The sequence below is a fragment of the Serratia oryzae genome, from assembly GCF_001976145.1.
GTDB lineage: Bacteria > Pseudomonadota > Gammaproteobacteria > Enterobacterales > Enterobacteriaceae > Chania > Chania oryzae.
This window is the reverse complement of sequence record NZ_MOXD01000001.1, coordinates 380310-404409: the sequence shown is the minus strand read 5'-3', so window position 1 is coordinate 404409 and position 24100 is coordinate 380310. Positions and strand designations below refer to the sequence as shown.

At 55.2% G+C, this 24100-nt stretch carries 24 protein-coding genes; 6 read left to right on the top strand and 18 right to left on the bottom strand.

Annotated features, from left to right (window positions below):
- Window positions 1-129: 129 nt before the first annotated feature.
- Window positions 130-1404, top strand: a complete 1275-nt coding sequence (gene tyrS / locus BMI79_RS01895) for a tyrosine--tRNA ligase (protein ID WP_076940138.1) — start codon at window positions 130-132, stop codon at window positions 1402-1404.
- Window positions 1405-1501: 97 nt separating this feature from the next.
- Window positions 1502-2362 carry a pyridoxal kinase PdxY gene (gene pdxY / locus BMI79_RS01890; RefSeq protein ID WP_076940137.1) on the top strand — a complete coding sequence of 287 codons (861 nt, stop codon included), beginning with the start codon at window positions 1502-1504 and terminating at the stop codon, window positions 2360-2362.
- A 38-nt stretch (window positions 2363-2400) separates the two neighbouring features.
- Here pdxY and gstA read toward each other — a convergent pair whose 3' ends face one another.
- From gstA to BMI79_RS01870, 4 genes are all read right to left on the bottom strand, one after another.
- On the bottom strand, window positions 2401-3006 hold the full coding sequence (gene gstA, locus BMI79_RS01885) for a glutathione transferase GstA (RefSeq protein WP_076940136.1): 606 nt from the start codon (window positions 3004-3006) through the stop codon (window positions 2401-2403).
- A gap of 179 nt (window positions 3007-3185) precedes the next feature.
- Window positions 3186-3449 (bottom strand): YjbD family protein, encoded by a 264-nt coding sequence (locus tag BMI79_RS01880; RefSeq protein WP_076940135.1) that lies wholly within the window; start codon window positions 3447-3449, stop codon window positions 3186-3188.
- A gap of 71 nt (window positions 3450-3520) precedes the next feature.
- The gene (locus tag BMI79_RS01875; protein ID WP_076940384.1) at window positions 3521-4216 is read right to left on the bottom strand and encodes an HD domain-containing protein; all 696 of its coding nucleotides are present in this window, start codon (window positions 4214-4216) and stop codon (window positions 3521-3523) included.
- A complete protein-coding gene (locus BMI79_RS01870; protein WP_076940134.1) occupies window positions 4209-4478 on the bottom strand; it encodes a hypothetical protein in 270 nt (89 codons plus the stop codon). The genes BMI79_RS01875 and BMI79_RS01870 overlap by 8 nt, the downstream gene beginning before the upstream one ends.
- A gap of 201 nt (window positions 4479-4679) precedes the next feature.
- Between BMI79_RS01870 and BMI79_RS01865 the strand changes: the two genes are divergently transcribed.
- Window positions 4680-4991, top strand: coding sequence for a hypothetical protein (locus BMI79_RS01865; RefSeq protein ID WP_076940133.1), 312 nt, complete (start codon window positions 4680-4682; stop codon window positions 4989-4991).
- Window positions 4992-5014: 23 nt separating this feature from the next.
- On the opposite strand, the gene BMI79_RS01860 is transcribed toward BMI79_RS01865, so the two are convergent.
- On the bottom strand, window positions 5015-5392 hold the full coding sequence (locus BMI79_RS01860) for a RidA family protein (RefSeq protein WP_076940132.1): 378 nt from the start codon (window positions 5390-5392) through the stop codon (window positions 5015-5017).
- A gap of 137 nt (window positions 5393-5529) precedes the next feature.
- On the opposite strand from BMI79_RS01860, the gene BMI79_RS01855 reads away from it, so the two are divergent.
- A complete protein-coding gene (locus BMI79_RS01855; RefSeq protein WP_076940131.1) occupies window positions 5530-6384 on the top strand; it encodes an aminoglycoside phosphotransferase family protein in 855 nt (284 codons plus the stop codon).
- A gap of 13 nt (window positions 6385-6397) precedes the next feature.
- On the opposite strand, the gene bla is transcribed toward BMI79_RS01855, so the two are convergent.
- From bla to rsxD, 6 genes are all read right to left on the bottom strand, one after another.
- The gene (gene bla, locus BMI79_RS01850; RefSeq protein WP_076940130.1) at window positions 6398-7291 is read right to left on the bottom strand and encodes a class A beta-lactamase; all 894 of its coding nucleotides are present in this window, start codon (window positions 7289-7291) and stop codon (window positions 6398-6400) included.
- 158 nt (window positions 7292-7449) lie between these two features.
- On the bottom strand, window positions 7450-8961 hold the full coding sequence (gene dtpA, locus BMI79_RS01845; RefSeq protein WP_076940129.1) for a dipeptide/tripeptide permease DtpA: 1512 nt from the start codon (window positions 8959-8961) through the stop codon (window positions 7450-7452).
- 718 nt (window positions 8962-9679) lie between these two features.
- Window positions 9680-10315, bottom strand: coding sequence for an endonuclease III (nth, locus tag BMI79_RS01840; protein WP_076940128.1), 636 nt, complete (start codon window positions 10313-10315; stop codon window positions 9680-9682).
- Window positions 10312-11013, bottom strand: coding sequence for an electron transport complex subunit E (locus BMI79_RS01835; RefSeq protein ID WP_076940127.1), 702 nt, complete (start codon window positions 11011-11013; stop codon window positions 10312-10314). Before BMI79_RS01835 ends, nth begins: the two co-directional genes overlap by 4 nt.
- The gene (rsxG, locus tag BMI79_RS01830) at window positions 11010-11639 is read right to left on the bottom strand and encodes an electron transport complex subunit RsxG (RefSeq protein ID WP_076940126.1); all 630 of its coding nucleotides are present in this window, start codon (window positions 11637-11639) and stop codon (window positions 11010-11012) included. Before rsxG ends, BMI79_RS01835 begins: the two co-directional genes overlap by 4 nt.
- 9 nt (window positions 11640-11648) lie before the next feature.
- Window positions 11649-12734 (bottom strand): electron transport complex subunit RsxD, encoded by a 1086-nt coding sequence (gene rsxD / locus BMI79_RS01825; protein WP_076940125.1) that lies wholly within the window; start codon window positions 12732-12734, stop codon window positions 11649-11651.
- A 373-nt stretch (window positions 12735-13107) separates the two neighbouring features.
- Here rsxD and BMI79_RS01820 point away from each other — a divergent pair, with 373 nt between their 5' ends.
- The gene (locus BMI79_RS01820) at window positions 13108-14001 is read left to right on the top strand and encodes a helix-turn-helix domain-containing protein (protein ID WP_076940124.1); all 894 of its coding nucleotides are present in this window, start codon (window positions 13108-13110) and stop codon (window positions 13999-14001) included.
- Window positions 14002-14033: 32 nt separating this feature from the next.
- Here BMI79_RS01820 and rsxC read toward each other — a convergent pair whose 3' ends face one another.
- The 7 genes from rsxC to BMI79_RS01785 all read right to left on the bottom strand — a co-directional run bounded on the left by rsxC (window position 14034) and on the right by BMI79_RS01785 (window position 22740).
- A complete protein-coding gene (gene rsxC / locus BMI79_RS01815) occupies window positions 14034-16097 on the bottom strand; it encodes an electron transport complex subunit RsxC (RefSeq protein ID WP_076940123.1) in 2064 nt (687 codons plus the stop codon).
- Window positions 16090-16662: an electron transport complex subunit RsxB gene (rsxB, locus tag BMI79_RS01810; protein ID WP_076940122.1), complete on the bottom strand. Its 573-nt coding sequence runs from the start codon at window positions 16660-16662 to the stop codon at window positions 16090-16092. Before rsxB ends, rsxC begins: the two co-directional genes overlap by 8 nt.
- Window positions 16662-17243: an electron transport complex subunit RsxA gene (rsxA, locus tag BMI79_RS01805; RefSeq protein ID WP_076940121.1), complete on the bottom strand. Its 582-nt coding sequence runs from the start codon at window positions 17241-17243 to the stop codon at window positions 16662-16664. The genes rsxB and rsxA overlap by 1 nt, the downstream gene beginning before the upstream one ends.
- Before the next feature lie 123 nt (window positions 17244-17366).
- Complete coding sequence (locus BMI79_RS01800) at window positions 17367-17807, bottom strand: DUF2569 domain-containing protein (protein WP_076940120.1); 441 nt, start codon at window positions 17805-17807, stop codon at window positions 17367-17369.
- 197 nt (window positions 17808-18004) lie between these two features.
- A complete protein-coding gene (locus BMI79_RS01795) occupies window positions 18005-19417 on the bottom strand; it encodes a glycoside hydrolase family 1 protein (RefSeq protein WP_076940119.1) in 1413 nt (470 codons plus the stop codon).
- Window positions 19418-19528: 111 nt separating this feature from the next.
- Window positions 19529-21034, bottom strand: coding sequence for an L-arabinose isomerase (araA, locus tag BMI79_RS01790; protein WP_076940118.1), 1506 nt, complete (start codon window positions 21032-21034; stop codon window positions 19529-19531).
- 32 nt (window positions 21035-21066) lie between these two features.
- Window positions 21067-22740 carry a ribulokinase gene (locus BMI79_RS01785; RefSeq protein ID WP_076940117.1) on the bottom strand — a complete coding sequence of 558 codons (1674 nt, stop codon included), beginning with the start codon at window positions 22738-22740 and terminating at the stop codon, window positions 21067-21069.
- Between the two features lie 358 nt (window positions 22741-23098).
- Between BMI79_RS01785 and BMI79_RS01780 the strand changes: the two genes are divergently transcribed.
- Window positions 23099-24082, top strand: coding sequence for an arabinose ABC transporter substrate-binding protein (locus tag BMI79_RS01780; RefSeq protein ID WP_076940383.1), 984 nt, complete (start codon window positions 23099-23101; stop codon window positions 24080-24082).
- The last annotated feature ends 18 nt before the right edge of the window (window positions 24083-24100 follow it).

The following is a 24100-nucleotide window of genomic DNA, read 5'->3' as shown; positions in this document are numbered from 1 at the left end:
TTTTCAAACTGTGCCCTGGTTGCAGCTTGAAATGCATTGGGTATAACGCTACCCCGAATTTTATTCTTTCGCCAATGGGCGAGGGCCGTGTACCGGCAAAGGTGCATTCGTTTATACATGGAGAAATTGATGGCTAGCATCAACCTGATTCAACAATTGCAAGAGCGGGGCCTGATAGCCCAGGTGACGGACGAGGAAGCGTTAGCAGAGCGGCTGGCGCAAGGGCCAATTGCACTGTATTGCGGCTTCGATCCGACCGCTGACAGCTTGCACTTGGGCCATCTGGTACCTCTGCTGTGCCTGAAGCGTTTCCAACTGGCTGGTCATAAGCCGGTCGCGCTGGTCGGTGGTGCCACCGGTATGATTGGCGATCCCAGCTTTAAAGCCGCGGAGCGCAAGCTGAACACCACGGAAACGGTTAACGAATGGGTCGAAAAAATCCGTAAACAGGTTTCTCCTTTCCTCGATTTTGATTGCGGCAGCAACAGCGCGATCGCGGCAAACAACTACGACTGGTTCGGTGGCATGAACGTGCTGAGCTTCCTGCGTGATATCGGTAAACATTTCTCGGTTAACCAGATGATCAACAAGGAAGCGGTGAAACAGCGTCTGAACCGCGATGATTCAGGCATCTCTTTCACCGAGTTTTCTTATAACCTGCTGCAGGGTTTTGACTTTGCCGAACTGTACAACCGCCATCAGGTTGAACTGCAGATTGGCGGTTCCGATCAGTGGGGTAACATCACCTCGGGTATCGATCTGACCCGTCGTATGCATCAGAAACAGGTATTTGGCCTGACGGTGCCGTTGATCACCAAAGCGGATGGCACCAAATTCGGCAAAACCGAGGGGGGCGCAGTCTGGCTGGCACCGGAGAAAACCAGCCCGTACAAGTTCTACCAGTTCTGGATCAACACCGCAGATGCCGATGTGTATCGCTTCCTGAAGTTCTTCACCTTCCTGAGCATCGAAGAGATCAACGCGCTGGAAGAGGAAGACAAGAACAGTGGCAAAGCACCGCGCGCTCAGTACGTGCTGGCGGAAGAAGTCACCGGCATGGTGCATGGCCCAGAAGGGCTGGCGGCAGCCAAGCGCATTACCCAGAGCCTGTTCTCTGGCGCATTGCATGACATGACAGCCGCAGACTTTGCGCAATTGGCGCAGGACGGCATGCCGACCATCAAGCTGGAAAGCGATGCCGATCTGCAGCAGGCGCTGGTCAATGCGGAACTGGTGCCGTCTCGCGGCCAGGCGCGCACCATGATTAGCTCCAATGCGGTGACCATCAACGGCGAGAAACAGGCTAATCCAGAATACCAGTTTACCGATGGCGATCGTCTGTTTGGCCGCTACACGCTGCTGCGTCGCGGTAAAAAGCACTACTGTCTGGTTGATTGGCAATAATAAGCCAGGTATGTAAGGGGCCGTGATGGCCCCTTTATTTTGACGGGGTCAGGGAGCGAATATTCCCTGTGACGGTGTCTATGGTCAGGTCGTTTTGATGAAAAATATTCTTTCTATACAATCGCATGTGGTTTTTGGTCACGCTGGGAACAGTGCGGCAGAGTTTCCTATGCGCCGGATGGGGGTCAACGTCTGGCCGTTGAACACCGTGCAGTTTTCCAATCATACGCAGTACGGTGAATGGACCGGCTGCGTGATGCCCGCCAGCCATCTGACCGACATTGCGCAGGGGATTGCGGCGATTGATAAGCTGAAAGACTGTGACGCGGTGCTGAGTGGCTATATCGGCTCACCGGAACAGGGCAGCCACATTCTGGAGATTGTGCGGCAGGTGAAGCAGGCCAATCCCAAAGCCTGGTATTTTTGCGATCCGGTCATGGGGCACCCGGAAAAGGGCTGCATTGTGGCGCCGGGCGTTGCCGAGTTTCTGTGCCAACAGGCGCTGTCATGCAGCGACATGGTGGCACCAAATCTGCTGGAGCTGGAACTGCTGAGTGGGCAGGAGATCAGCAGCGTGGAACAGGCAGTCAAGGCGGCTCGTGAGCTGATCGCCAAAGGCCCGCAAGTGGTGTTGGTGAAACACCTTAGCCGCGCCGGGTATGATATCGGCTGTTTTGAGATGCTGCTGGTGACGCGTGATGAAGCCTGGCATATCAGCCGCCCGTTAGTGGACTTTGGTGCGCGTCAGCCGGTGGGCGTGGGCGATCTGACCAGTGGTTTGTTACTGGTGAATCTGTTACAGGGCGTGGCGCTGGATAAAGCCTTGGAACACGTTACAGCGGCAGTTTATGACGTGATGCGGGTGACGCAGGCCATGGGCGAGTACGAACTGCAGGTCGTTGCCGCGCAGGACCGTATCGTTACGCCTGATTGCAGCTTTAAAGCGGTAAAACTGTAGTCGCAATCCCCCGGCCAGGTGCGCCGGGGGATGAATGATTATTTCAGACCTTCTGCACGTAACGTGGCTTCTACCGCAGGGCGAGCCGCAACACGTTCATAATAGGCTGAAAGATGCGGGTACTTCTTCAGATCGAACTGCATATGGAACGCCCAACCCAGAATGGTAAACAGGTAAGCGTCCGCCACGCTGAAGCGGCTGCCGAGCAGATAATGCTGTTTCTCCAACACGGAATCCAGATAGCTGAACTGGCTTTCCAGCTTTGCCCGCACCATGGTTTTGTATTCGTCCGGCGTTTGCGGGTTAAACAGCGGGCTGAAACCCTTATGTAATTCGGTTGACACATAGTTCAGCCATTCGATCGCGTGGTAGCGAGAGAGCGTGCCAGCCGCTGGGATCAGGTTACGATCCGGTACGCGATCTGCCAGATACTGCACAATCGCGACGCCTTCGGTCAGCAGGCTACCGTCGTCAAGCACTAATGCTGGGACTTGTCCCTTTGGATTGATTGCCAGATAGTCGGCACCGCTTTCCGTTTTCTTCTGCGCCAAATCGACTTTTTCTGCCGTAAAGTCTAACCCGGCTTCGCGCAGAATGATGTGTGGTGATAAGGAACAGGCGCCAGCTTTATAGAACAATTTCATCGAAAACTCCTTGATAGTGATGAGTGACAGACGTGTCTAACCTCTCATCCTAGTTCTCTGGCGCTAAAATTACAGCGGTTTTACCAAGAAAATTTAATTAACGGATGATTTTTCCAACGGTCGTGGTTCTGGTGAGCCTGGTGCTGACAAGTAAAAACCCCGCAGAGGCGGGGTCTCGTTTAACGATGTGGGCGGGTGCTGATGGAGGCTGTCCAGCTAAAGGTTGTGCTTGTGGGTTGCACACGATTGGCTTTGCGTTCTGCCCGGGTTGCTTTGGCAATTTTTTCACGTGCGGCCATGATGCGTTCAATAGCCTCGTCTTTCACTTTGTTCTGTTCGGTGTTGGTCAACGGACGACCTTGGTTTTTTCGTGCTCTGTCCAGCTCGGTTTTTACTTCACGTTGTTCGCTTTCTGTCATGTCTTTCAGCGTCAGTTTCTTCATTTTCGCCACCTGTATTGTGAAGTTGACTTGCAGTGTACAGGATTTACGTCATAAATATTGCAGCGCAGTTATCAAACTTCTTCTTGAAGTTCGCTCAGGAAGCGACGCATGCGTGCCGTACGCTGTGCGGCCATGCGTCGGCCGGTTGAGGTTTGAAACCCCTCCTGCAGTTTAAACAACTTGGTTTCAAAGTGATCCAGAGTGAAACACCGATCGTCATACTCACGCCGCTGCGCCAGAGGATCGGCAGCATCGTAAAGCGCGCGGTGCAGGCGGCCACCGATGTAAAAGCAACGGGCGACGCCAATCATGCCCAGCGCATCAAGCCGATCGGCATCCTGCAGAATTTTGGCCTCCAGCGTTTGCGGGAGAATGGCAGCAGAAAAACTGTGTGCCTCAATCGCATGCGCCGTTTTTTCGATATCTGTAGCAGCCCAACCGAGCGCCGCCAGTATGGTGGCCGCCTTTTCTGCTGCCAGACGAGAAGCCAGCGGGCGCTGTGGTGAGTTCTTTTCTACCGCCACACAGTCATGCAACAGAACCGCTGCACAAAGAATGCGCAGATCGCCCCCTTCATCACGGCTGATCTGGCGGACGTTTTTCCACACGCGGTGCAAATGGGCAATATCGTGAGCACCATCATCGCTATCAAGCGTCAGTGGTAACAAGGCGTGAGCCAATTCCTGATAGGGCTGAAAGGGGAGCAACAATCCTGTTGGTAATAGGGAAGAAAGCACAGATAACTCCTGATTCGTGGGGCTAACCATCATGAGATTGGCCATATTTACGATCGTATTCACGCCGGTAACTGCGTGCTTTGTTGCGATCGCGGATCCACAAGTAGCCGCATACCAGCGCTACCACGGTGGAAAAAGTCACATTACGCATATCCCGGTCATACCCGAACACCAATAGCGCATCCAATCCGGCGATCAGGGCAATCCATTTATAGACGTGTGACTGCCGCCGTGTGGCTGCGTTAAGGCGTTTTAACTGCCTGGCTTCGTGCAGAACCGGTTTTTGCCGCATAATCATCCATTCGTGATCGGTATCTCATCAGTAAATTACCAGAATATTTCTGTCGGCGGCATAGCGAGGGCCTGCGGTAACAGCAGTTTTTTTGCTTTTACTGTCTTTGTATAAAAATCATGCCAGGGGATGTTGTAGAGCGCTAAAAACATGATAGGTTATTTATTCATTATTTTCGATTTTATATTCAATTGGTGAGTTATGATCGTCAGAACTTGGCACGGCTGTGTTCCTATAGCCTATCAACAAGGATTTGCCGAGCATTTGGCGGTTACCGGCGTTCAGCACGCTGAATCTATTGCGGGCAATTGTGGTGCTTTTGTCAGACAGGAAATTCAGGGCGAGTATGCACATTTTTTTCTGGCCACCTATTGGGAGTCATTGCAGGCCATCAAATGTTTTGCCGGTGAGGACTATCATGTTGCGGTGACTTACCCAGACGATGAGGCTTTTGCCCTGATTTCCGATCCTTACGTTTTTCATCATCAGGTTGATGAAGTGGTTGCACTTTAAGGGCGCATAATTGCGCCCCAGATTCACAGGGCGAGAATCGCTTCGATCTCAACGTTAAGCTGGGGTGAAAACAGGGCGCTGACGGCCATCAGTGAACAGGCTGGCAGTGCGCCGTCGAGATAATCGAACAGTACTTCGCGAATCGCCGCCAGATCGGCGATATCGGTCAGAAAGACGCTGATTTTGACCAGCGATTTGAGGTTGGTCCCTTCGCTGGCCGCGATGGTGGTCAACTGCTCGAGTATGGCGCGCGCCTGGTGTGAGGCGCTATGCCCCTGTGCTTCGGTGGCGAACGCGGTTAAGCCCGAGATGTACAAAGTGCTGGCATGGCGGACTGCATGCACGTAAGGCCCGCCAGGCTTGGGTAATTGCGGATAATTGATACGTTTTATTAATGACATGACAAACCCCACCAGATCTTTCAAAAAATAATCGCTCTATTACCGGGGAAACTGTGCTGACAAAATTTTTGCAGTATGTTGCCCGGCAATACTATCATCCCAGTGAGTCGTTCTCGCAATAAGGATGCACCAAAGGCATGAACCAGGCATTTACGCCTTATCTGCAACGCTGGCAGCTTGAGCCGGATGGTGATGCTTTCACCACTCACAGCAGCTTGCTGATGCCGGTGCGCTATCAAGGGTTGCCAGCCATGTTGAAGATCGCCCGTGAACAGGAAGAGAAGTTCGGCAACCTGTTGATGTGCTGGTGGCAGGGAGAAGGGGCCGCGCGCATCTTCGCCTGGCATGAAGACGCTATCCTGCTGGAGCGGGCGCTGGGCCAAGCCTCACTGGCGCAGATGGTGCGCAGCGGTCAAGATGAACGGGCAACCGAAATTCTGTGCCAGGTGATTAGCCAACTGCATGCACCGCGCACTGCGCCCTTTCCGGATCTGATCCCTCTGCATCAATGGTTTAACGCCTTGTGGCCAGCAGCCCAGGCCCACGGCGGGCTGCTGCGGCTGAGCGCCACGGCAGCGGCGGAGTTGCTGACGAGCCCACGTGAACAAGGCGTGCTACACGGCGACATCCATCATGACAACGTGCTGGATTTTGCCGAGCGCGGCTGGTTGGCGATCGACCCTAAACGCCTGTATGGCGAACGTGGTTTTGACTATGCCAACATCTTCTGCAACCCCAATTACGGCATTGCCACCGATCCCGATATCTTTCACCGCCGCGTGGAGCAGATTTGTGCACTGGCCGGGCTGGAACGTTGTCGTCTGTTGCAATGGATCCTGGCCTGGGCCGGGCTTTCCGCCGCCTGGTTTCTGGAAGATGGCGAAGCCGCTGATATCGACTTCCGTGTGGCTGAGCTGGCAGCGCGTGCGCTGGGCATCACGCTGCCGCAAGGGGATCCGGGGTTTATCCTGCCGGTGATCGAACGTCTCTGAATAGCGCTAGAGGTTAAGCAAACGCCTGGCTGACAATCCGCGCCGCCGCAGCGATCACCTCATTGTTGGCTTTGGCATCCTGCTGGGGTTGCGTGAAATACACGACGATCGCCAGTGGTGCACGGTTCTCACGCCAAACGATGCCGATGTCATTCGTGGTGCCGTAATCGCCACCCCCGGTTTTATCAGCCACGATCGCACCGGCTGGCACGCCCGCCCGGATGCGTTTACCCCCCGTGGTGTTGCCTTTCATCCATGCCACCAACTGTTCGCGCTGCGCCTGCGGCAACGCATTGCCTAAGGTCAGTTTCTGTAAACTGGCCGCCATGGCCGCTGGCGTGGTGGTATCCCGCTCATCACCAGGGATCGCGCTGTTGAGTTCAGTTTCCCAGCGATCGAGCCGGAATGTGCTGTCGCCGATGCTGCGTGCGTAGGCGGTAATGGCCGCAGGCCCACCAAGCTGTTTCATCAGCAGATTGACGGCGGTGTTATCGCTGTACTGAAGCGCGGCAGCACAGAGTTCAGCCACGGTCATGCCGCCGTCGAGGTGTTTCTCTGTGATGGGGGAATAAGCCACCAGATCGCTTTTCTGGTAACGAATACGCTGCTGCATAAAGCCGTTGTTGTTCAGGCTGTGATGCAAAATGGCACTGGCAGCGATCACTTTGAAGGTGCTACAGAACGGAAAGCGTTGGCCGCCGTTCAGTTGCAACGTTGTACCATCGGCGGTATTGATGGCAACCACTCCCAGACGGCCGCCAGACGCTTTTTCCAGCGCCGCGAGCTGTTGCTGAGCTTGCTGTAACGATGTGTTGGCGGCATACGCCAGCAGGGGAGTGAGCGCACTGATTGCAGGTATAGCAGCCGCAGCCAAAAGCAATTTGCGGCGTAGTGGAGAGAATGGCATAAGGGTAGGGTCCGTGTCGGTTATTTGGCGCTCCATTATATGCAGATTCAGCACGTTATGCGCCGTGGCCGTGAGAAAATAGTGATGTTGCTAAGCAATGCGCATAAAAAACGCCGAGATGATTAACCTCGGCGTTTATCCTGCAATCGCTGCCTCTATCAGAGAGCGGCAGCCGCCTGCGCTTTGGCTTCGGTATCTTCTGCCGTATCCAGCGTCATGCGGTACAGCTTCGGTGCCGTCAGCATCATCAGGATGGCGATAACGGCGGTAGCGATACCGATCTGCATAAACACGTGGCTATAGATAGCCAGTGAGGCATGCGCATCGTTGATATCACTTGGCACCGCGGTTAGCCCCGCCACCTTGCCGGCAATCAGCGCAGCGGCAGCGGTGGTCAGGAACCAGGATCCCATGATAAAGCCCATCAGGCGTTGCGGCACCAGTTGTGCCACCATCGCCAGGCCCAGGCCGGAAATCATCAGTTCACCGATACTTTGCAACGCATAGCTCAGGATCAGCCAGTTAACTGACACAATGCCCTGATCGTTAGCAAAGCTGGCACCCCACGGCAGCACTAGGAATGCCCCTGAGCACAGGATCATACCGAAGGCAAACTTGTGCGGCATGGGCAGGCGATCGCCCATCTTGTTATACAGCGCCGCCAGGATCGGGCTGGCCAGCATGATCCAGAAGGGGTTCAGCGCCTGATACTGTTCCGGCTCAAAGGCAACGCCCAGAATGTTGTGCTCAACGTTGTGGATGGCGAAGAAATTGAGAGAAGTTGGCATCTGGCTGTACAGCACAAAGAAGACCACCGCTTCCAGCATCAGCAGGAATGCCACGATCATCTTACGGCGAGCGGCACCGTGCAGTGCAAAGGTCTCCTTGGCGAATACGATCACGATCCCGACAGAGACGATCGCCAGCGCCCAGCGCGCAATGGTCTGGTTATGCAGCAGCCAACTTGAGATGGCGATCAGCGCAACCACGCCAACCATAACCATCAGCAGCTTACGCACTTGCAGCGGCTGAAAGTCGGGTTTTGAGCCGTGTTGTTTAACCCAGCCCTGGCACAGCATAAAGTTGACCAGAGTGATCAGCATGCCCACCACGCTCAGCGAGAAGGCGACGCTCCAGCCATACTTGGCCGCCAGCCAAGGCGTAGCCAGCATAGAGAAGAATGAACCGATATTGACGGACATATAGTACATGGTAAATGCACCGTCCAAACGCGGATCGTCTTTCTCATAGCAGGTAGACAGCAGGGAGGAAGGGTTGGCTTTGAACAGGCCGCTGCCCACAGCAATGGTCGCCATACCCAGATAAACCCAGAACACATCGTGGCCGGAATAGGCCACCATGGCATAACCGGCGGCCAGAACTATCGCCCCCAGAACGATCACTCGCTTTGAACCGAGAACTTTATCCCCCAGCCAGCCGCCAATGGCCACGAAGCCATACACCAGCGCGCTGAAAGAAGAGAACAGGGTAATAGAGTCGGCTTCGCTCAGGCCAAGCATTTTGACCAGATAGACGGCCATGATGCCTTGTAGGCCGTAATAGCCAAAACGTTCCCAGAGCTCAATCGAGAAGATCAGGTAGAACGCCTTTGGCTGTTTGAAAGCGTTAAGACTGACGCTTTCTGCTTGTTTGTTGTTTGCAGTTGACACTGGGACCTCTGGTTTTTTCACTGCCCGTATTATCACGACGGGAAAGGGCAAAAGTGATGCAGGGCTGCATCCTTTGCTTGTTATAGGATTAAATGACGGCGGGTAATGTTCACTATCTTTGTCAACGAGGCAAGCTTTTTGACATGTTCTGTTACAGATAACTTGTATGATGTGATAAAGCCATGTTGCAAATTTTATGCAGCATTAACGTTCGTATTCCTTATCTATATCGATTTTTTGTTTTGATTAATTAATAGCGTTTATTTTTAAAGTGATATATTCTGCTATTTATAACTTATTCAGCTTATGTAGATAATCTATTGAAATAACCCGAGCGATCATGGTGCATAAGTTGCCTTTTGTAAAATTATCGAAATTTGGGAAAACAGCAGAAAGTATGTAAACGGAATGTGATCGTGAAAACCTGATGCGATTGGCAATTCTTGCCTAATTTTTTTATTGAAAATATCTCAACCATGCGCTTCACGGCAAAATCGGTAGGGCTAGCGCTGGTAAGACAGCGTGATATCACTTTTTTGACAAAAGATCGCTACGGCAGGGTAATACTTGTCAGTTACGGCTAACCAGTCCCCTCTCCCTGCGGGAGAGGGGCGACCCCTTTGCCATTGATGCATATTTATGCCGCTTTGCGCTTAATTGGTCAGCAGTAGCTACGGCAGGGGGAACTGAGTGAGGCTGACTACGCTTGGGCCAATGATTACAACTCTGTTTTGTCGTTATACTCGCACAGATCTTCGATCAGGCAGGAACCGCAGCGCGGTTTGCGCGCGATGCAGGTATAGCGGCCATGCAGGATCAGCCAGTGGTGGCAGTCCACTTTGAAGGCGGCGGGCACCACTTTCAGCAACTTTTCTTCTACCTGCTCCACGTTCTTCCCTGGAGCAAAGTGGGTGCGGTTGCAGACGCGGAAAATATGCGTATCCACGGCGATGGTTGGCCAGCCAAAGGCGGTGTTAAGCACCACATTGGCCGTTTTGCGGCCCACGCCGGGCAAGGCTTCCAGTGCAGCGCGATCTTCCGGCACTTCACCCGCGTGCTTTTCCAGCAGAATACGGCAGGTCTTGATCACGTTCTCGGCCTTGCTGTTAAACAGGCCGATGGTCTTGATGTACTCTTTTACGCCATCGACACCCAGAGCCAGCATTGCCGCCGGCGTGTTGGCGATCGGGTAGAGTTTGGCGGTGGCCTTGTTGACGCTGACGTCGGTGGCCTGTGCGGAAAGCAGCACGGCAATCAGCAGCTCAAAAGGTGTGCTGTAGACCAACTCCGTGGTTGGGTGCGGGTTGCTGTCCCGTAAACGAGTCAGAATTTCCAGGCGTTTTTCTTTATTCATAACGCTTTCTCGGCGTGTCCCTGTTCCATTTTGGCTTCAGCCAGCAAAAGTTTAGCCTTGCGCGCCTTCATTTTTTCATCAATCACATACTTGGTTGCCAGCATCAGCCCCAGGCCGATAAACGCCCCCGGCGGCAGCATGGCTAGCAGAAAGGGGCTGTCGAAATGCACGACTTCAATGCGCAGCACCTTGGCCCAACTGCCCAGCAGCATGTCAGCACCGTCAAATAGGGTACCGTTGCCAATCAATTCGCGCAGCGAACCGAGCACAAACATCGCCCCGGTGGCGCCCAGACCGATGGCGATGCCATCTACCAAGGCCAGACCGACCGGTTTTCTGGCGGCAATGGCCTCGGCACGGCCTACCACGATACAGTTAGTGACGATCAACGGGATAAAAATCCCCAATGACTGATACAGACCGAATGCGTAGGCGTTGATCAGCATCTGCACGATGCTGACTGCCGCCGCAATGATCATCACATAAATCGGAATGCGGACTTCGCTGGGCACCCAGCGGCGCAGGGCAGAAATGGAGCCGTTGGTGATGGTCAGCACCAGCGTGGTAGCCAATCCCAGCCCCAGCGCGTTGGTGGCGGTTGAGGTCACCGCCAGCAGCGGGCACAGGCCCAGTAATTGCACCAGCGCAGAGTTGTTTTTCCACAGCCCTTGAACAATTAACTCTTTGACTTCACTCATTCGCTGGCTCCACAGACGGGTAAGGTGTCCAGTTTAGATGGCAGTGTTTCCATATACAACGCCGTACGGCGCACGGCGTTGACCACCGCACGCGGGGTAATGGTGGCCCCGGTAAACTGATCGAACATGCCGCCGTCTTTCTTCACTGCCCAGCGGCCATCATTGGCGCCTTCAACTTTTTTACCGCTGAAGAAGGTGATCCAGTCAGAGAGGCGTAACTCAATTTTGTCGCCAAGCCCTGGGGTTTCGTGATGCTCTACCACGCGGGTACCGAGTACGGTGCCGCCGAAATCGGCTCCCACCAGTAGCTTAATTGCCCCGGAATAGCCGTCTGGGGCGGTGGTTTCCAGCGCTGCCGCCACCGGTTGGCCATTTTTACGTGCCAGATACAGACGATGCGGTGCGCCATTGCCCAAGGCCGAATCGCTCACCACCAGGCATTCACTCTGCATATCGTTGTCGTAATATTCCGGCGGAACTACCTGATCCAGCAAGGCTTTCTGCTGGAGCGCTGCCTGGTGGGCAATGGTGGTTTTGGTCAAGGTGTAGACCAGCGCGGTCAAACCGGTGGTCACCGCAGCAAACACCGCCAGGGTGATGCCATGCTTTCTCATTGAATTCAGCATGATAGTTCCTTAGCGGTGGCCATATACGCGCGGCTGCGTATAGTGATCGATTAACGGTACGGTGATATTGGCCAGCAGCACGGCGAACGCCACGCCGTCGGGATAACCGCCATAAACACGGATCAACCAGACCAGCAAACCCACTAAAGCACCGTAAATCAACCGGCCCTTAGGCGTTGTAGCGGCACTGACCGGATCGGTGGCGATAAAGAAAGCCCCCAGCATAGTGGCACCCGAGAAGAGATGCAGCAGCGGCGACGCTTGGTGTGCGGGATCCAGCAGCCAGGCCACGCCTGAACACAGGGCGATGGCGGCCAGCATGCTGAAGGGAATTTGCCAGTGAATCAGCCTGCGCCCGAGCATAAACAGCCCACCGGCCAGGAACCCTAAGTTAATCCACTGCCAGCCGATACCGGCAAACATGCCGCCAAACAGCGGCTGTTGTAGGATTTGCTCTACCGAGTGGCCGCTGCGCAGACCGGTTTTAAAGCCGTCGAGCGGCGTAGCTTGGCTGATGCCGTCAATCCCCAACTGGAGCTGATGGATGGTAGTACCTTGAGCAGTATGGCCGGTAAAAATACTCAGCAGCGTATCTGGCAACGAGAGTGCGCTGGCCCGCAGTTCGTCCGGCGGCAACCAACTGGTCATTTGCACCGGGAAGGAGATCAGCAGGACCACATAGCCGACCATCGCCGGGTTGAACGGATTCTGCCCCAGGCCACCGTAGAGCTGTTTGGCGATCACAATGGCACAAAGGGTACCTATCACGATCATCCACCAAGGGGCTAATGGCGGCAGGCTGATCCCCAGCAACAGGGCGGTAAGCAGGGCAGAGTTATCTGCCAGCCGCGCGCGCACCGGTTGTTTGCGCAACGCCAGCACCGCCGCTTCCGCCAGCAGCGCTGTCACCATCGCCAGCGCCGTTTGCACCAGATTGCCATAGCCAAAGAACCACACCTGTGCGGCCATGCCGGGAATGCAGGCCAGCATCACCCAAAGCATGATCCGGCGGGTGCTTTGCTGGTTATGGGTAAAGGGGGAACTGGCGATATGTAAGCCTTTGGTGGCTGTTTGTTGTACCGGCCTGAACTTCATAGAGTCACTACCATTTCTTTGCCATGTTATCAGCAGGTTCACAGCGCCTTGGTTGCGGCACTGGGGAAATTACAGCGCTGCATTCTACCTCATTCATACCGAGGGTAATACGTGCTAATGATAAGGATATTCAGGTTTTCGCATTTGTGGCCTGGCAGGGGGCCTAACGATAGCCGGACTGGTTTTTTCGCCATAAACATGAGCTAGGTTAACCTGACATAAAATGATTTCGCGTATAAAACGTTCGAAAATGATTGGTGCTTACGCGGCTAACACGTTATTTTAGTGGGGATTAGCCGCACAAAATAACAACTTTCATATAATCTACATCGGTTACTATCCCAGGTATTATTAAGTTGGCGAATAAATAATAATGACTGACGAAGACATTTTTTTCATTGAAGAACTGATTGAGTGGGTCGAAATTCACCTAGAAACACGGCCGAATCTTGATGAGGTTGCGCGAATTTCCGGCTATTCCAAATGGCATCTGCAGCGCAAGTTCAAGCGCATTACCGGCATCCAGCTTGCCACCTACATTCGCTCACGCATTCTCACCCGGGCGGCGGTAGCTCTGCGTATTACACATCGTTCAATTATTGATATTTCCGATGAGCTGGGTTTTGACTCTCAGCAGACCTTTACCCGCATGTTCAAACAGCGATTCGGCATCACGCCAAACCGTTATCGCATCATGGACAAGTGGGATGTGAAAAACCTGATGCCGCGCTTCAACTTTGACGCCCGCTATGAAGCGGATTTTTACCCTGAAGTGAAAAGGCTGACGTTGCCGGATATGCATCTGGTGGGGTTCAGGCGGGAGCTGGAGTTTGAGGCTTCGGAAGGGATGGCGCTTTCCTCTTGTGTCGCGATGAAATCCGAGATTTTTAAAGATTTCTTCCGTGGGTTGAACGTTGAATGCCACAAGGTTTTCAGCATCCACTCTTCGCGCGAGTCTGGTGATGACGAGTGTTTGTCCACGCATGTCATGGCCGTAGAACCCGAGCATAAGAAAGACATTCTTTCTGGGCATCATATTGATAATATTCATGTTCCAGGGCGGGAGTATATTTCTATCACCCACCAGGGAACGGCGAAAGAGTGTGGGCAGTTTGTGTCTTATCTGATCGCTAACGTCAGGCCGGGGCTGCTGAATGAGGTGAAAGGCAGCGTGGAGATGGAAATGCTCGAAGCCAAAGAGTGGCAACCGGATGCCAAGTTGCGCCAGATTGATATTAATTACACCTATCTGATCTCTATTGATTAAACAGAGCCTTGCGTTCTGCAAGGCTCCCTTCACTACTCTTTATCTGCGGTGGCGAGCTGTTGCGCGGCCTTTTTGGCTTTAACGCGCGCGATGGCGGCAGCTACCGCGACTTTGCGTGGATCGTCTTCTGCGGCAGGTTCAGCCGCTGCGGCCTGCGCTTCCTGCTGCGTGGCCTTTTTGGCCTTCACGCGCGCGATGGCGGCAGCTACTGCGGCTTTGCGCGGATCGTCTTCTGCGGCAGGTTCAGCCGCTGCGGCCTGTGCTTCCTGCTGCGCGGCCTTTTTGGCCTTCACGCGTGCGAGTGCGGTAGCTACCGCGGCTTTGCGTGGATCGTCTTCTGCGGCAGGTTCAGCCGCTGCGGCCTGTGCTTCCTGCTGCGCGGCCTTTTTGGCCTTCACGCGCGCGAGTGCGGCGGCTACTGCGGCTTTGCGCGGATCGGCTGCTTCTGTCAGCTCTGTGATTGCCGGAGTTGCTTGCACCGCCTGAGCTTTGCGCTCTCTGGCCTGTGCTTTACGCGCCTCACGAGCGGCAATGGCGGCACTGTTATCTGGCTCTTGCCCAGTGATTACCACACCAGCGGCTTCACTGTTCTTACTGCGTACGCGCGCCAAAGCGGCGCTGACGGCATTCTGCTCGCTGTCAGTCAGCTTCACCGCCGCTTTTTTATGGCGTTCTTCGCGCGCGAGTTTTTCACGCTCTAAGCGGGCCAATTTAGCTTCATAACGTGCCTTGGCTTCTGCTGCGCGGGCTGCTTCCTGATCCTGCGCCTTAATCTCGGCTTTCTCCTGGCGGTAATACTGCACCAGCGGAATATTACTTGGGCAGACATAAGCACATGCGCCGCATTCAATGCAGTCGAACAGATTATGGTTGCGCGCTTTCTCGTGTTCACCGCCTTTGCTGAACCAGTACAGCTGTTGTGGCAACAGCCCGGCCGGGCAGGCATCAACGCACAATCCGCAACGGATACAGGATTGCTCCTGTTCCTGCGGGGCCATTTCGTCGATCGTGGGTGCCAGCAGGCAGTTGCTGATTTTCACCACCGGCACATTCAGCGAAGGCAGGGTAAAGCCCATCAGCGGGCCCCCCATGATCACCATCTGCTGTGGCTGCGGCTGGCAACCGCCAAACGCCAACAGATGTTGCACCGGTGTGCCGAGGCGTGCCCAGACGTTGCCGGGCTGGCTCATGGCGGCACCCGTCAGGGTCACCACACGTTCAATCAGCGGTTCACCATCCACAATCGCACGCTTGATGGCGAACGCAGTGCCGACGTTTTGCATCAGTACGCCGATAGCAGACGAATGCTTGCCATGCGGCACTTCTTTGCCGGTCAGGATCTTGGTTAACTGCTTGGCCCCGCCGGAAGGGTATTTGGTAGGAATAACGCGCAGTGCGATATCAGAATGGTCACGCAATGCGGCTTGTAATGCAGCGATCGCCTGCGGTTTGTTGTCTTCAATGCCGATCAGCGTCAGCTTGGGTTGCAGCAGATGGCGCAGGATCTGGGTGCCTTCAATAATCTGATCGGCATGTTCCTGCATCAGCCGATCGTCGGCGGTAATGTAGGGTTCGCACTCGGCGGCATTCAGGATCAGCGTTTCTACACCTTGGCCGCCCTGCAATTTACTGGCGGTGGGAAAGCCGGCCCCGCCTAGGCCCGCAATTCCGGCCTGGTGGATACGTTGCATCAGCTCTGCCGCATCCAATTGGCGGTAATCTGCCACCGGAGCCAGTTCACACCAACGATCTTCACCGTCCGGTTCGATGATCACGCACAGCTCTGCCAATCCTGAAGGATGGGCGGTGACATGGGGTTCAATGGCGCGGATGGTGCCTGACGTGGGAGCGTGTACGGGCAACGTGCGGCCGCGGCCAAAGGTCAGCGGTTGGCCTTTCAAGACGCGATCGCCAGCCTTAACGCACAGTTCGCCTTCCGGCCCCAAATGCTGTTGCAGCGGGATAATAAATACGGCGGGCAGGGGAACCACGCGCAGCGGCACACCGCTGGATTGGGTCTTCATTTCGGGTGGATGAATACCCCCGTCGAAATCCCAAATCCGGTCTTTTTTAAAGGCGGTGAACAGATTAAACATGTGGCTCCACGTGAATCACTTGCACCGGAATGGCCTGCATATCCCACTTCCAACTGGCGGTAGTGGTGGCGACCGGTTTCATTTCAATACAATCGGTTGGGCAGGGCGCAACGCACAGGTCGCAGCCGGTACAGAGATCGGTAATTACCGTGTGCATGGCGCGCGTTGCGCCAACAATGGCATCAACCGGGCAGGCCTGGATGCATTTGGTGCAGCCGATGCAGTTGGCTTCATCGATAAACGCCACTTTGCGCACCGGCTCGGCCACGGCTTCGCCATCCAACGGCTGTGGTTCAACGTTGAGCAACTCGGCCAGCTTCAGCATCACCTGCTCGCCACCGGGGGCACATTTGTTGATCATCTCGCCGTTGGCGACGGCTTCGGCATACGGGCGGCAGCCCGGATAACCGCATTGACCACACTGGCTCTGCGGCAGGATCTCATCCACCTGCTCGGCCACCGGATCTTCTTCCACTTCAAAACGGCGTGCGGCAAAGCCCAGCAGCACGCCGAACAGCAGGCCTAGTGCACTCAAGGCGGCAATCGCTATCCACAACGCAGTCATTAGAATTTCACCAACCCGGTAAAGCCCATAAAGGCCAATGACATCAGCCCGGCGGTGATCAGCGCGATCGAAGAACCACGGAAGGGGGCTGGCACGTCGGCGACGGCCAGGCGTTCACGGATGGCAGCGAACAGCACCATCACCAGCGAGAAACCTGCGGCAGCGCTGAAGCCATATACCGCAGACTGCAGGAAGTTGTAGCCCAGATTGACGTTAAGCAGCGCAACGCCCAGCACGGCGCAGTTGGTGGTGATCAGCGGCAGAAAGATCCCCAGCAGGCGATACAGCGCCGGGCTGGTCTTGCGCACCACCATTTCGGTAAATTGCACCACAACGGCGATCACCAGGATGAAGGACAGCGTGCGCAGATACACCAGATCCAGCGGGATCAGGATAAAGCTGTTGATGAGCCAGGAACAGACAGAAGCCAGGGTCATCACGAAGGTGGTGGCCATGCCCATGCCGATGGCGCTTTCCAGTTTTTTGGAAACGCCCATAAATGGGCACAGGCCCAGAAACTTCACCAGGACAAAGTTATTCACCAGCACGGTGCCGACAAACAGAAGCAGGTATTCGGTCATTGCGATGCCTAAAAAAATAAAAGCCGCCTATTATCGGGAATTGGCGGCATAACGACAACCGATGAATCGCAGGGGTATAGCGCTTTTTTGTTTCTTTTGATGAAAATTTGCCCTGCGGAATGCTTAGCGTTCGGTAAATGTGCCTATTACGCGTTTGGAGCGTTTGATATAGGGCACCAGCAAGGCGGCCATCAGCAGCGGCCACATAAGGCTGCGCACTGCCATCTCATCCGATACCGGAGAGAAAGCGAAGGCTTTGATCGCCAGCAGCACGGTGATCAGCAACCAGAGCAGAAACAGTTTCGGGAAGCGCCGCGAGCGTTGGCAGAACAGCCGCAGCAGATACAGGGTAAAGCACCACATCACCAGCGCGGTGAGCACCGAGAAATACCACTGTAGGGTAAATGCCTGGGCGTTGGTGATCAGATATTCGCGCGATTCCGGCATAAAGATCGCCATACCGTACAGCATCAACATCAGGCTGGCGCTGAGCAGGGTGACGATCAGATAGGCCATGGGGGCCAGCAGCCAACCGCCGATGCGGGAGTATTCAGCTTGAGTCATAACGGTATCCTGAGTGACATGATTTAGCATGGTAAGCCGCATAGCTTAACGGGTAATGGCCGGTTCGTCATCAATGTCAATCAGATGGATTTACTCGTCATACTTCAAGTTGCCTGACAAAAACGCGTTGCGTTTTTGTCAGGCAACTCGAATTATTTAGAGTAAATGGGCGCAATAGGTTGCGCCCATGGAGAAAGTTACCGCTCAGCCCCATTGCTGCCGATCAGCTTCTGATACCAGAAGAAGCTCTTCTTGCGCTGGCGCGCCAGGCCTTTGTTGTGATCAACGTACACGAAGCCGTACTGCTTCTGGAAGCCATTGAGCCAGCTCAGCAAATCGATAAACGACCACGGATAATAGCCGCGCACGTCCGCACCTTGGTTGATGGCATCTTCAATCGCCCCAATATGCTGGCGCAGATAGTCGATACGATCGTCATCCACCACTTCGCCATCGATAATCGGGTCTTTGGCACCCAGGCCGTTCTCGGTGATATACATAGGAATATCGCCGTAACGCGCCTTGATGTTCATGATGCCTTCGGTCAGGCCCTGCGGGTAAATTTCCCAGTCCCAGTCGGTGTAAACCCCGTTCGGGTTACGCACGAACTTGAACAGCCCTTTGAAGCCGAACTCGTTACCCTGCTGATGGCCTTTGCCTTTCTCGCCAGAGGTGTTCATGGTCAGGTGCGATTCATGATGGTTGGCGGCGATGGTTTCGCGCTTATAGTAGTTCAGGCCGATAAAGTCGCAGATATTGTCACGCAGCAACTGCTCATCGCCTGGGGCAAATTGCGGCACGCCCCACACTGCCTGCGCCTGCGCCAGCAGCTCCGCCGGGTATTCCCCTTTCAGTACCGGATCGTACAACCAGTGGGTGAAAATGCCCTCCGCCAACTGATAGGCGGCCAGATCTTCCGCAGACTGGCTGAGCGGAGTATGAGTCTGCAACACGTTGACGAAGCCGATCTTGCCATCAATGCCGCTGGTGCGGAATGCGGCGACCGCTTTGGCGTGCGCAACAAACACGTGGTGACAAGCCTGCAGCGCACGCGCCGGGTTTTTCACGCCCGGTGGGTGGCCGCCGGTGATGTAACCGAAGCCGATAAAGCACACGGTTTCATTGAAGGTTGACCAGAGTTTGACGCGATCGCCGTAGCGCTGGTAGCAAAGGCTGGCATATTCTTCGAAGGCTTCTGCGGTGCTGCGAGCTTCCCAGCCGCCCTCGTCCTGCAGCGCCTGCGGTAGATCCCAGTGGTACAGGGTGATCATCGGCTCGATGTTGTGCTCCAGCAGGGCATCGATCAGATCGCTGTAGAACTTCACCCCGGCTTCGTTAATGGTGCCACGGCCCTGCGGCAGCAGGCGCGGCCATGAGATGGAGAAACGGTAGCTCTGCATGCCCATCTCCGCCATCAGCGCCACGTCTTCACGGAAACGATGATAGTGATCGACGGCGACATCGCCATTGGTGCCTTGATAGGTGGTGCCGGGCAGATGGGAGAAGGTATCCCAGATGGAAGGGCCTTTACCGTCAACATCATGCGCACCTTCAACCTGATAGGCTGCGGTAGCCGCACCCCAGAGGAAATCTTTCGGGAAAGCAGACATAACTATTCTCTCTTTGTTAGGAAACAACAAACCAACATTGAGGATAGTTTATGTGGATCGGAAATGTGTTTGCAACCGGTTTCTGAAACCGGTTGCAGTTTTGCGGCAGGGTTAGCGGCGATTCAACTGATAGTTAACTTCATTCCAGCGGATCTCGTTCTTGAAGGCTGGCAGGGTGGTGGCGTGATCGATCAGCAGGAACTCGATGTTATGCATCTCGGCATACAGGCGCAGGTCATCGGCATTGATCGCCTGCGAGAACACCGTATGGTGTGCGCCACCGCCGAGGATCCAGGCTTCGGCCGCCGTTGCCAGCGTTGGCTGCGCCCGCCAGATGGCGCGGGCCACCGGCAGTTTCGGCATCGGGTGAGGTTGCTCAATCGCATCGACCTGATTCACCAGCAGGCGGAAACGATCGCCCATGTCGATCAGGCTGGCATTCACCGCCGGGCCTGCCGGGGTAGAGAAAATCAACCGTGCCGGATCGGCTTTGCCACCGATGCCCAGGGCCTGAACGTCCAGCAACGGCTTTTTCTCTTTGGCGATTGATGGGCATACTTCCAGCATATGTGAACCAACCACCAGATCGTTACCCGGCTGGAAGTTGTAGGTGTAATCCTCCATAAACGAGGTCCCACCGTGCAATCCGGCCCCCATCACTTTCAGGATGCGCAGCAGGGCGGCGGTTTTCCAGTCGCCCTCGGCACCAAAGCCGTAACCTTGCTGCATCAGGCGTTGCACCGCCAACCCCGGCAACTGTTTCATGCCATGCAAGTTTTCAAAGTTGGTGGTAAACGCATGGAACTGGCCTTGCTCCAGGAAGCGTTTTATCCCCAGTTCGATACGGGCGGCGTCAAGCAGGTTCTCACGTTTCGCTCCGTTGGCTTTCACGGCATCGCTCAGCTCATAGCTGGCTTCGTACTCTTCGATCAGCGTATCGATTTCGCCTTTGCTCACTTCGTTAATCACGCTGACCAAATCACCGATGCCATAGGCGTTGACCGAATAACCAAACTGGATCTGCGCGCCGACTTTGTCGCCCTCGGTCACCGCCACTTCACGCATATTGTCGCCGAAACGCGCCACCTTCAGTTGCTGGCTCTCCTGCTTGGCGGCGGCTACGCGCATCCACTGGGCGATGCGCCGATGGGCGGCAGGATCCTGCCAATGCCCGGCAATCACGCTGTGCTGCTGGCGCATGCGTGCGCCAATAAATCCGAACTCACGGCCGCCGTGAGCGGTTTGGTTCAGGTTCATAAAGTCCATATCCATGCTGTTCCAGGGAATTTCAGCGTTGAACTGGGTGTGGAACTGCAACAGCGGTTTGTTGAGGATCGACAGCCCGGCAATCCACATTTTGGCCGGTGAGAAGGTGTGCAGCCAGGTGAGAATGCCGATGCAGTCCTGGTGATAGTTGGCATCGCGGCAGACGGCGGTGATCTCATCCGGGGTGGTAACCAGGGGTTTCAGCACCAGTTTCACCGGCAGGCCCGCTTCGCGATTCAGGCTGTTGACCACCTGTTCGGCGTTTTCTTTTACCTGCTGCAAGGTTTTTGGGCCATACAGATGCTGGCTGCCGATCACGAACCAGACTTCACGTTGTTTAAAGACGTCCATCAAAGACTCCTGATAATAGGGTTAAGTGTGTATTAACGCTGTGCGGCGTAGCGCGGCTCAGCGGCTTGGCACCACTGCTGATAACGCTCATACAGTTGCTGATAACGTGCCGCGCGCTGTGAGTCGGGCTGCATGGTGCGTTCGATACTGCAAGCCATCTGCCGTTGTGCCTGCGGGACATCGTCAAAGTGCCGGGCGGCGACGGCGGCGAAGATCGCCGCGCCCAGCGCGCAGCACTGATCGGAGGCGACGATCTGCAACGGACGGTTCATTACGTCGGCACAAACCTGCATGATCACCGGCGATTTGCGCGCAATGCCGCCTAATGCCAGCACGTTGTCGACGGGGATATCCTGCTGTTCAAAACATTCCATGATGGCGCGCGCGCCAAACGCCGTAGCGGCGATAAAGCCACCAAACAGGGTCGGGGCATCGGTGCCGAGGTTCAGATCGGCAATCACCCCTTTGAGACGCTGGTTGGCATAGGGCGTGCGGCGGCCGTTGAACCAGTCCAGCACGATCGGTAAGTGGTCGAGAGACGGGTTTGCCGCCCAGGCGGTAGTCAGCGCTGACAGCATGCCGTTCTCGATCTGCTGCAACTGTGCCTGTAACCGTGGCTGATCTTTGGCGGCTTCGCGCAACGGCCAGCTCAGCAGACGGCTGAACCAGGCATACATATCGCCAAAGGCGGATTGCCCGGCTTCCATGCCGATGGTGTGCGGCACCACGCTGCCGTCCACCTGGCCGCAGATCCCGCCAATGGCGCGCTCGCCCACTCGCTGACGATCGGCAATCAGAATGTCGCAGGTGGAGGTGCCAATCACTTTCACCAGCGTATAAGGCTGGGCTCCGGCACCGACTGCCCCCATGTGGCAGTCAAAGGCGCCGCCGGAAAGCACCACGCTTTCAGATAGCCCCAGGCGCTGCGCCCACTCTTTGGTCAACGTGCCAACGGGCAGATCGGCGGTGTAAGAGTCGGTAAACAGCGGATAGGGCAGATCGTTCACCAGCAACGGATCCAGCGCGGCGAAAAAACCTTTTGGCGGCAACCCCCCCCAGTCCGGGTGCCACAGGGTTTTATGCCCCACGCTGCAACGGCCGCGCTTCAGTTGCTGTGGCGCGGTGGTGCCAGAAAGCAGGGCGGGCACCCAGTCGCACAGTTCCACCCAAGAGGCTGCGGCGCGACGGACGGCGGCGTCCTGGCGTGAAACGTGCAGGATCTTGGCCCAGAACCACTCAGAGGAATAAACGCCGCCAATGTAACGTGAATAATCGGGGAAATCGCCGCTGCGGCACAGTTGGTTAATGGCATCGGCTTCTTCAATCGCGGTGTGATCTTTCCACAATACGAACATGGCGTTGGGGTTGCTGGCAAACTCCGGGCGCAATGCCAGCACATCGCCATTTTCATCGATCGGCGCGGGGGTGGAACCGGTGGAGTCGACGCCAATGCCGATCACCGCTTGCCGTTGCGCAGGATTCATGCGTTGCACCACGGCAACAATCGCTTGTTCCATGGCCTCGATATAGTCAAGCGGATGGTGGCGGAACTGGTTTTCTGCAGCGCAGCAGAATTCACCGCGTTGCCAGCGAGGGTAGTAGACCACCTCGGTATCCAGTTCATTGCCGTTATGACACTCGACAGCCAGTACCCGTACTGAATCGCTGCCGAAGTCCAGTCCCAGGGTGATCGCGCCTGCCGTCATGATGCTGACTCCTTAGTTGTTAGACAGTGGTTAACGATAGGAGCGTGGGCAGTGGGCAGGTGAGGAGTGGTTAGCTGGAAGTATGCACTTTTCTGCTTCCTGCAGTGATTTTGTGATGGCAGTCAAAAGTTATCGCTTGGCCAAATTTGCTAAATATATGGATCTATCTGCTGTTATTCCTGGATGTGATAGCGCTCTACATTTGAGTAACAAATACCCGTTAAAACTGATCCCGTCTTACTGTTGAGAGCGGAAGAGGGCGCGTAATAAGCGCCACGCCGTGATAAACACCCTAATGATAACGTTTTCACAGCAGGCCCGTTTCAAAGCTGCAGAAAACAATACAGCGGAGAGCATCATGCATAAATTCACTAAGGCACTGGCGGTAATCGGTTTGACGGCGGTTATGTCACATTCGGCTATCGCCGAGACCATGAAGCTGGGCTTTTTAGTCAAACAGCCAGAGGAACCCTGGTTCCAGACCGAATGGAAATTTGCCGATAAGGCCGGTAAAGATTTGGGTTTTGAGGTGATCAAAATCGCCGTACCGGACGGTGAGAAAACCCTGAACGCCATCGACAGCCTGGCGGCCAGCGGGGCGAAAGGCTTTGTAATTTGTACCCCCGATCCCAAACTCGGTTCGGCGATTGTCGCCAAAGCGCGCAGTTACGATCTGAAAGTGATTGCCGTTGACGATCAGTTCGTTACCGCCAAAGGCGCACCGATGGACACGGTACCTTTGGTGATGATGGCAGCGACCAAAATTGGTGAGCGCCAGGGCCAGGAACTGTGGAATGAGATGCACAAACGCGGCTGGAAAGTGGCCGAAACCGGCGTGATGGCGATCACCGCCGATGAGCTGGATACCGCCCGCCGCCGCACCGGGGGCTCCATGGCAGCGTTGAAAGCCGCGGGTTTCCCAGAAAAACAGATCTATAAAGTCCCTACCAAATCTAACGACATTCCAGGGGCATTCGATGCCGCCAACTCAATGTTGGTGCAGCACCCTGAAGTGGAAAACTGGCTGATCGTCGGCATGAACGACAACACCGTGCTGGGTGGCGTGCGCGCCACCGAAGGCCAGGGCTTCAAAGCGCCGAACGTGATCGGCATCGGCATCAACGGCGTTGACGCGGTGAGCGAACTCTCGAAAGCGCAGGCGACCGGTTTCTATGGATCTTTACTGCCAAGCCCGGACATCCACGGTTACAAGAGCATCCAGATGCTGCATGACTGGGTAGAAAAAGGCGTGGAACCGCAGAAATTCACCGAAGTGACCGACGTGGTGCTGATCACCCGCGACAACTTTAAAACCGAACTGCAGAAAAAAGGCCTGATGTAATTGTTGTGCCGCCTGCGT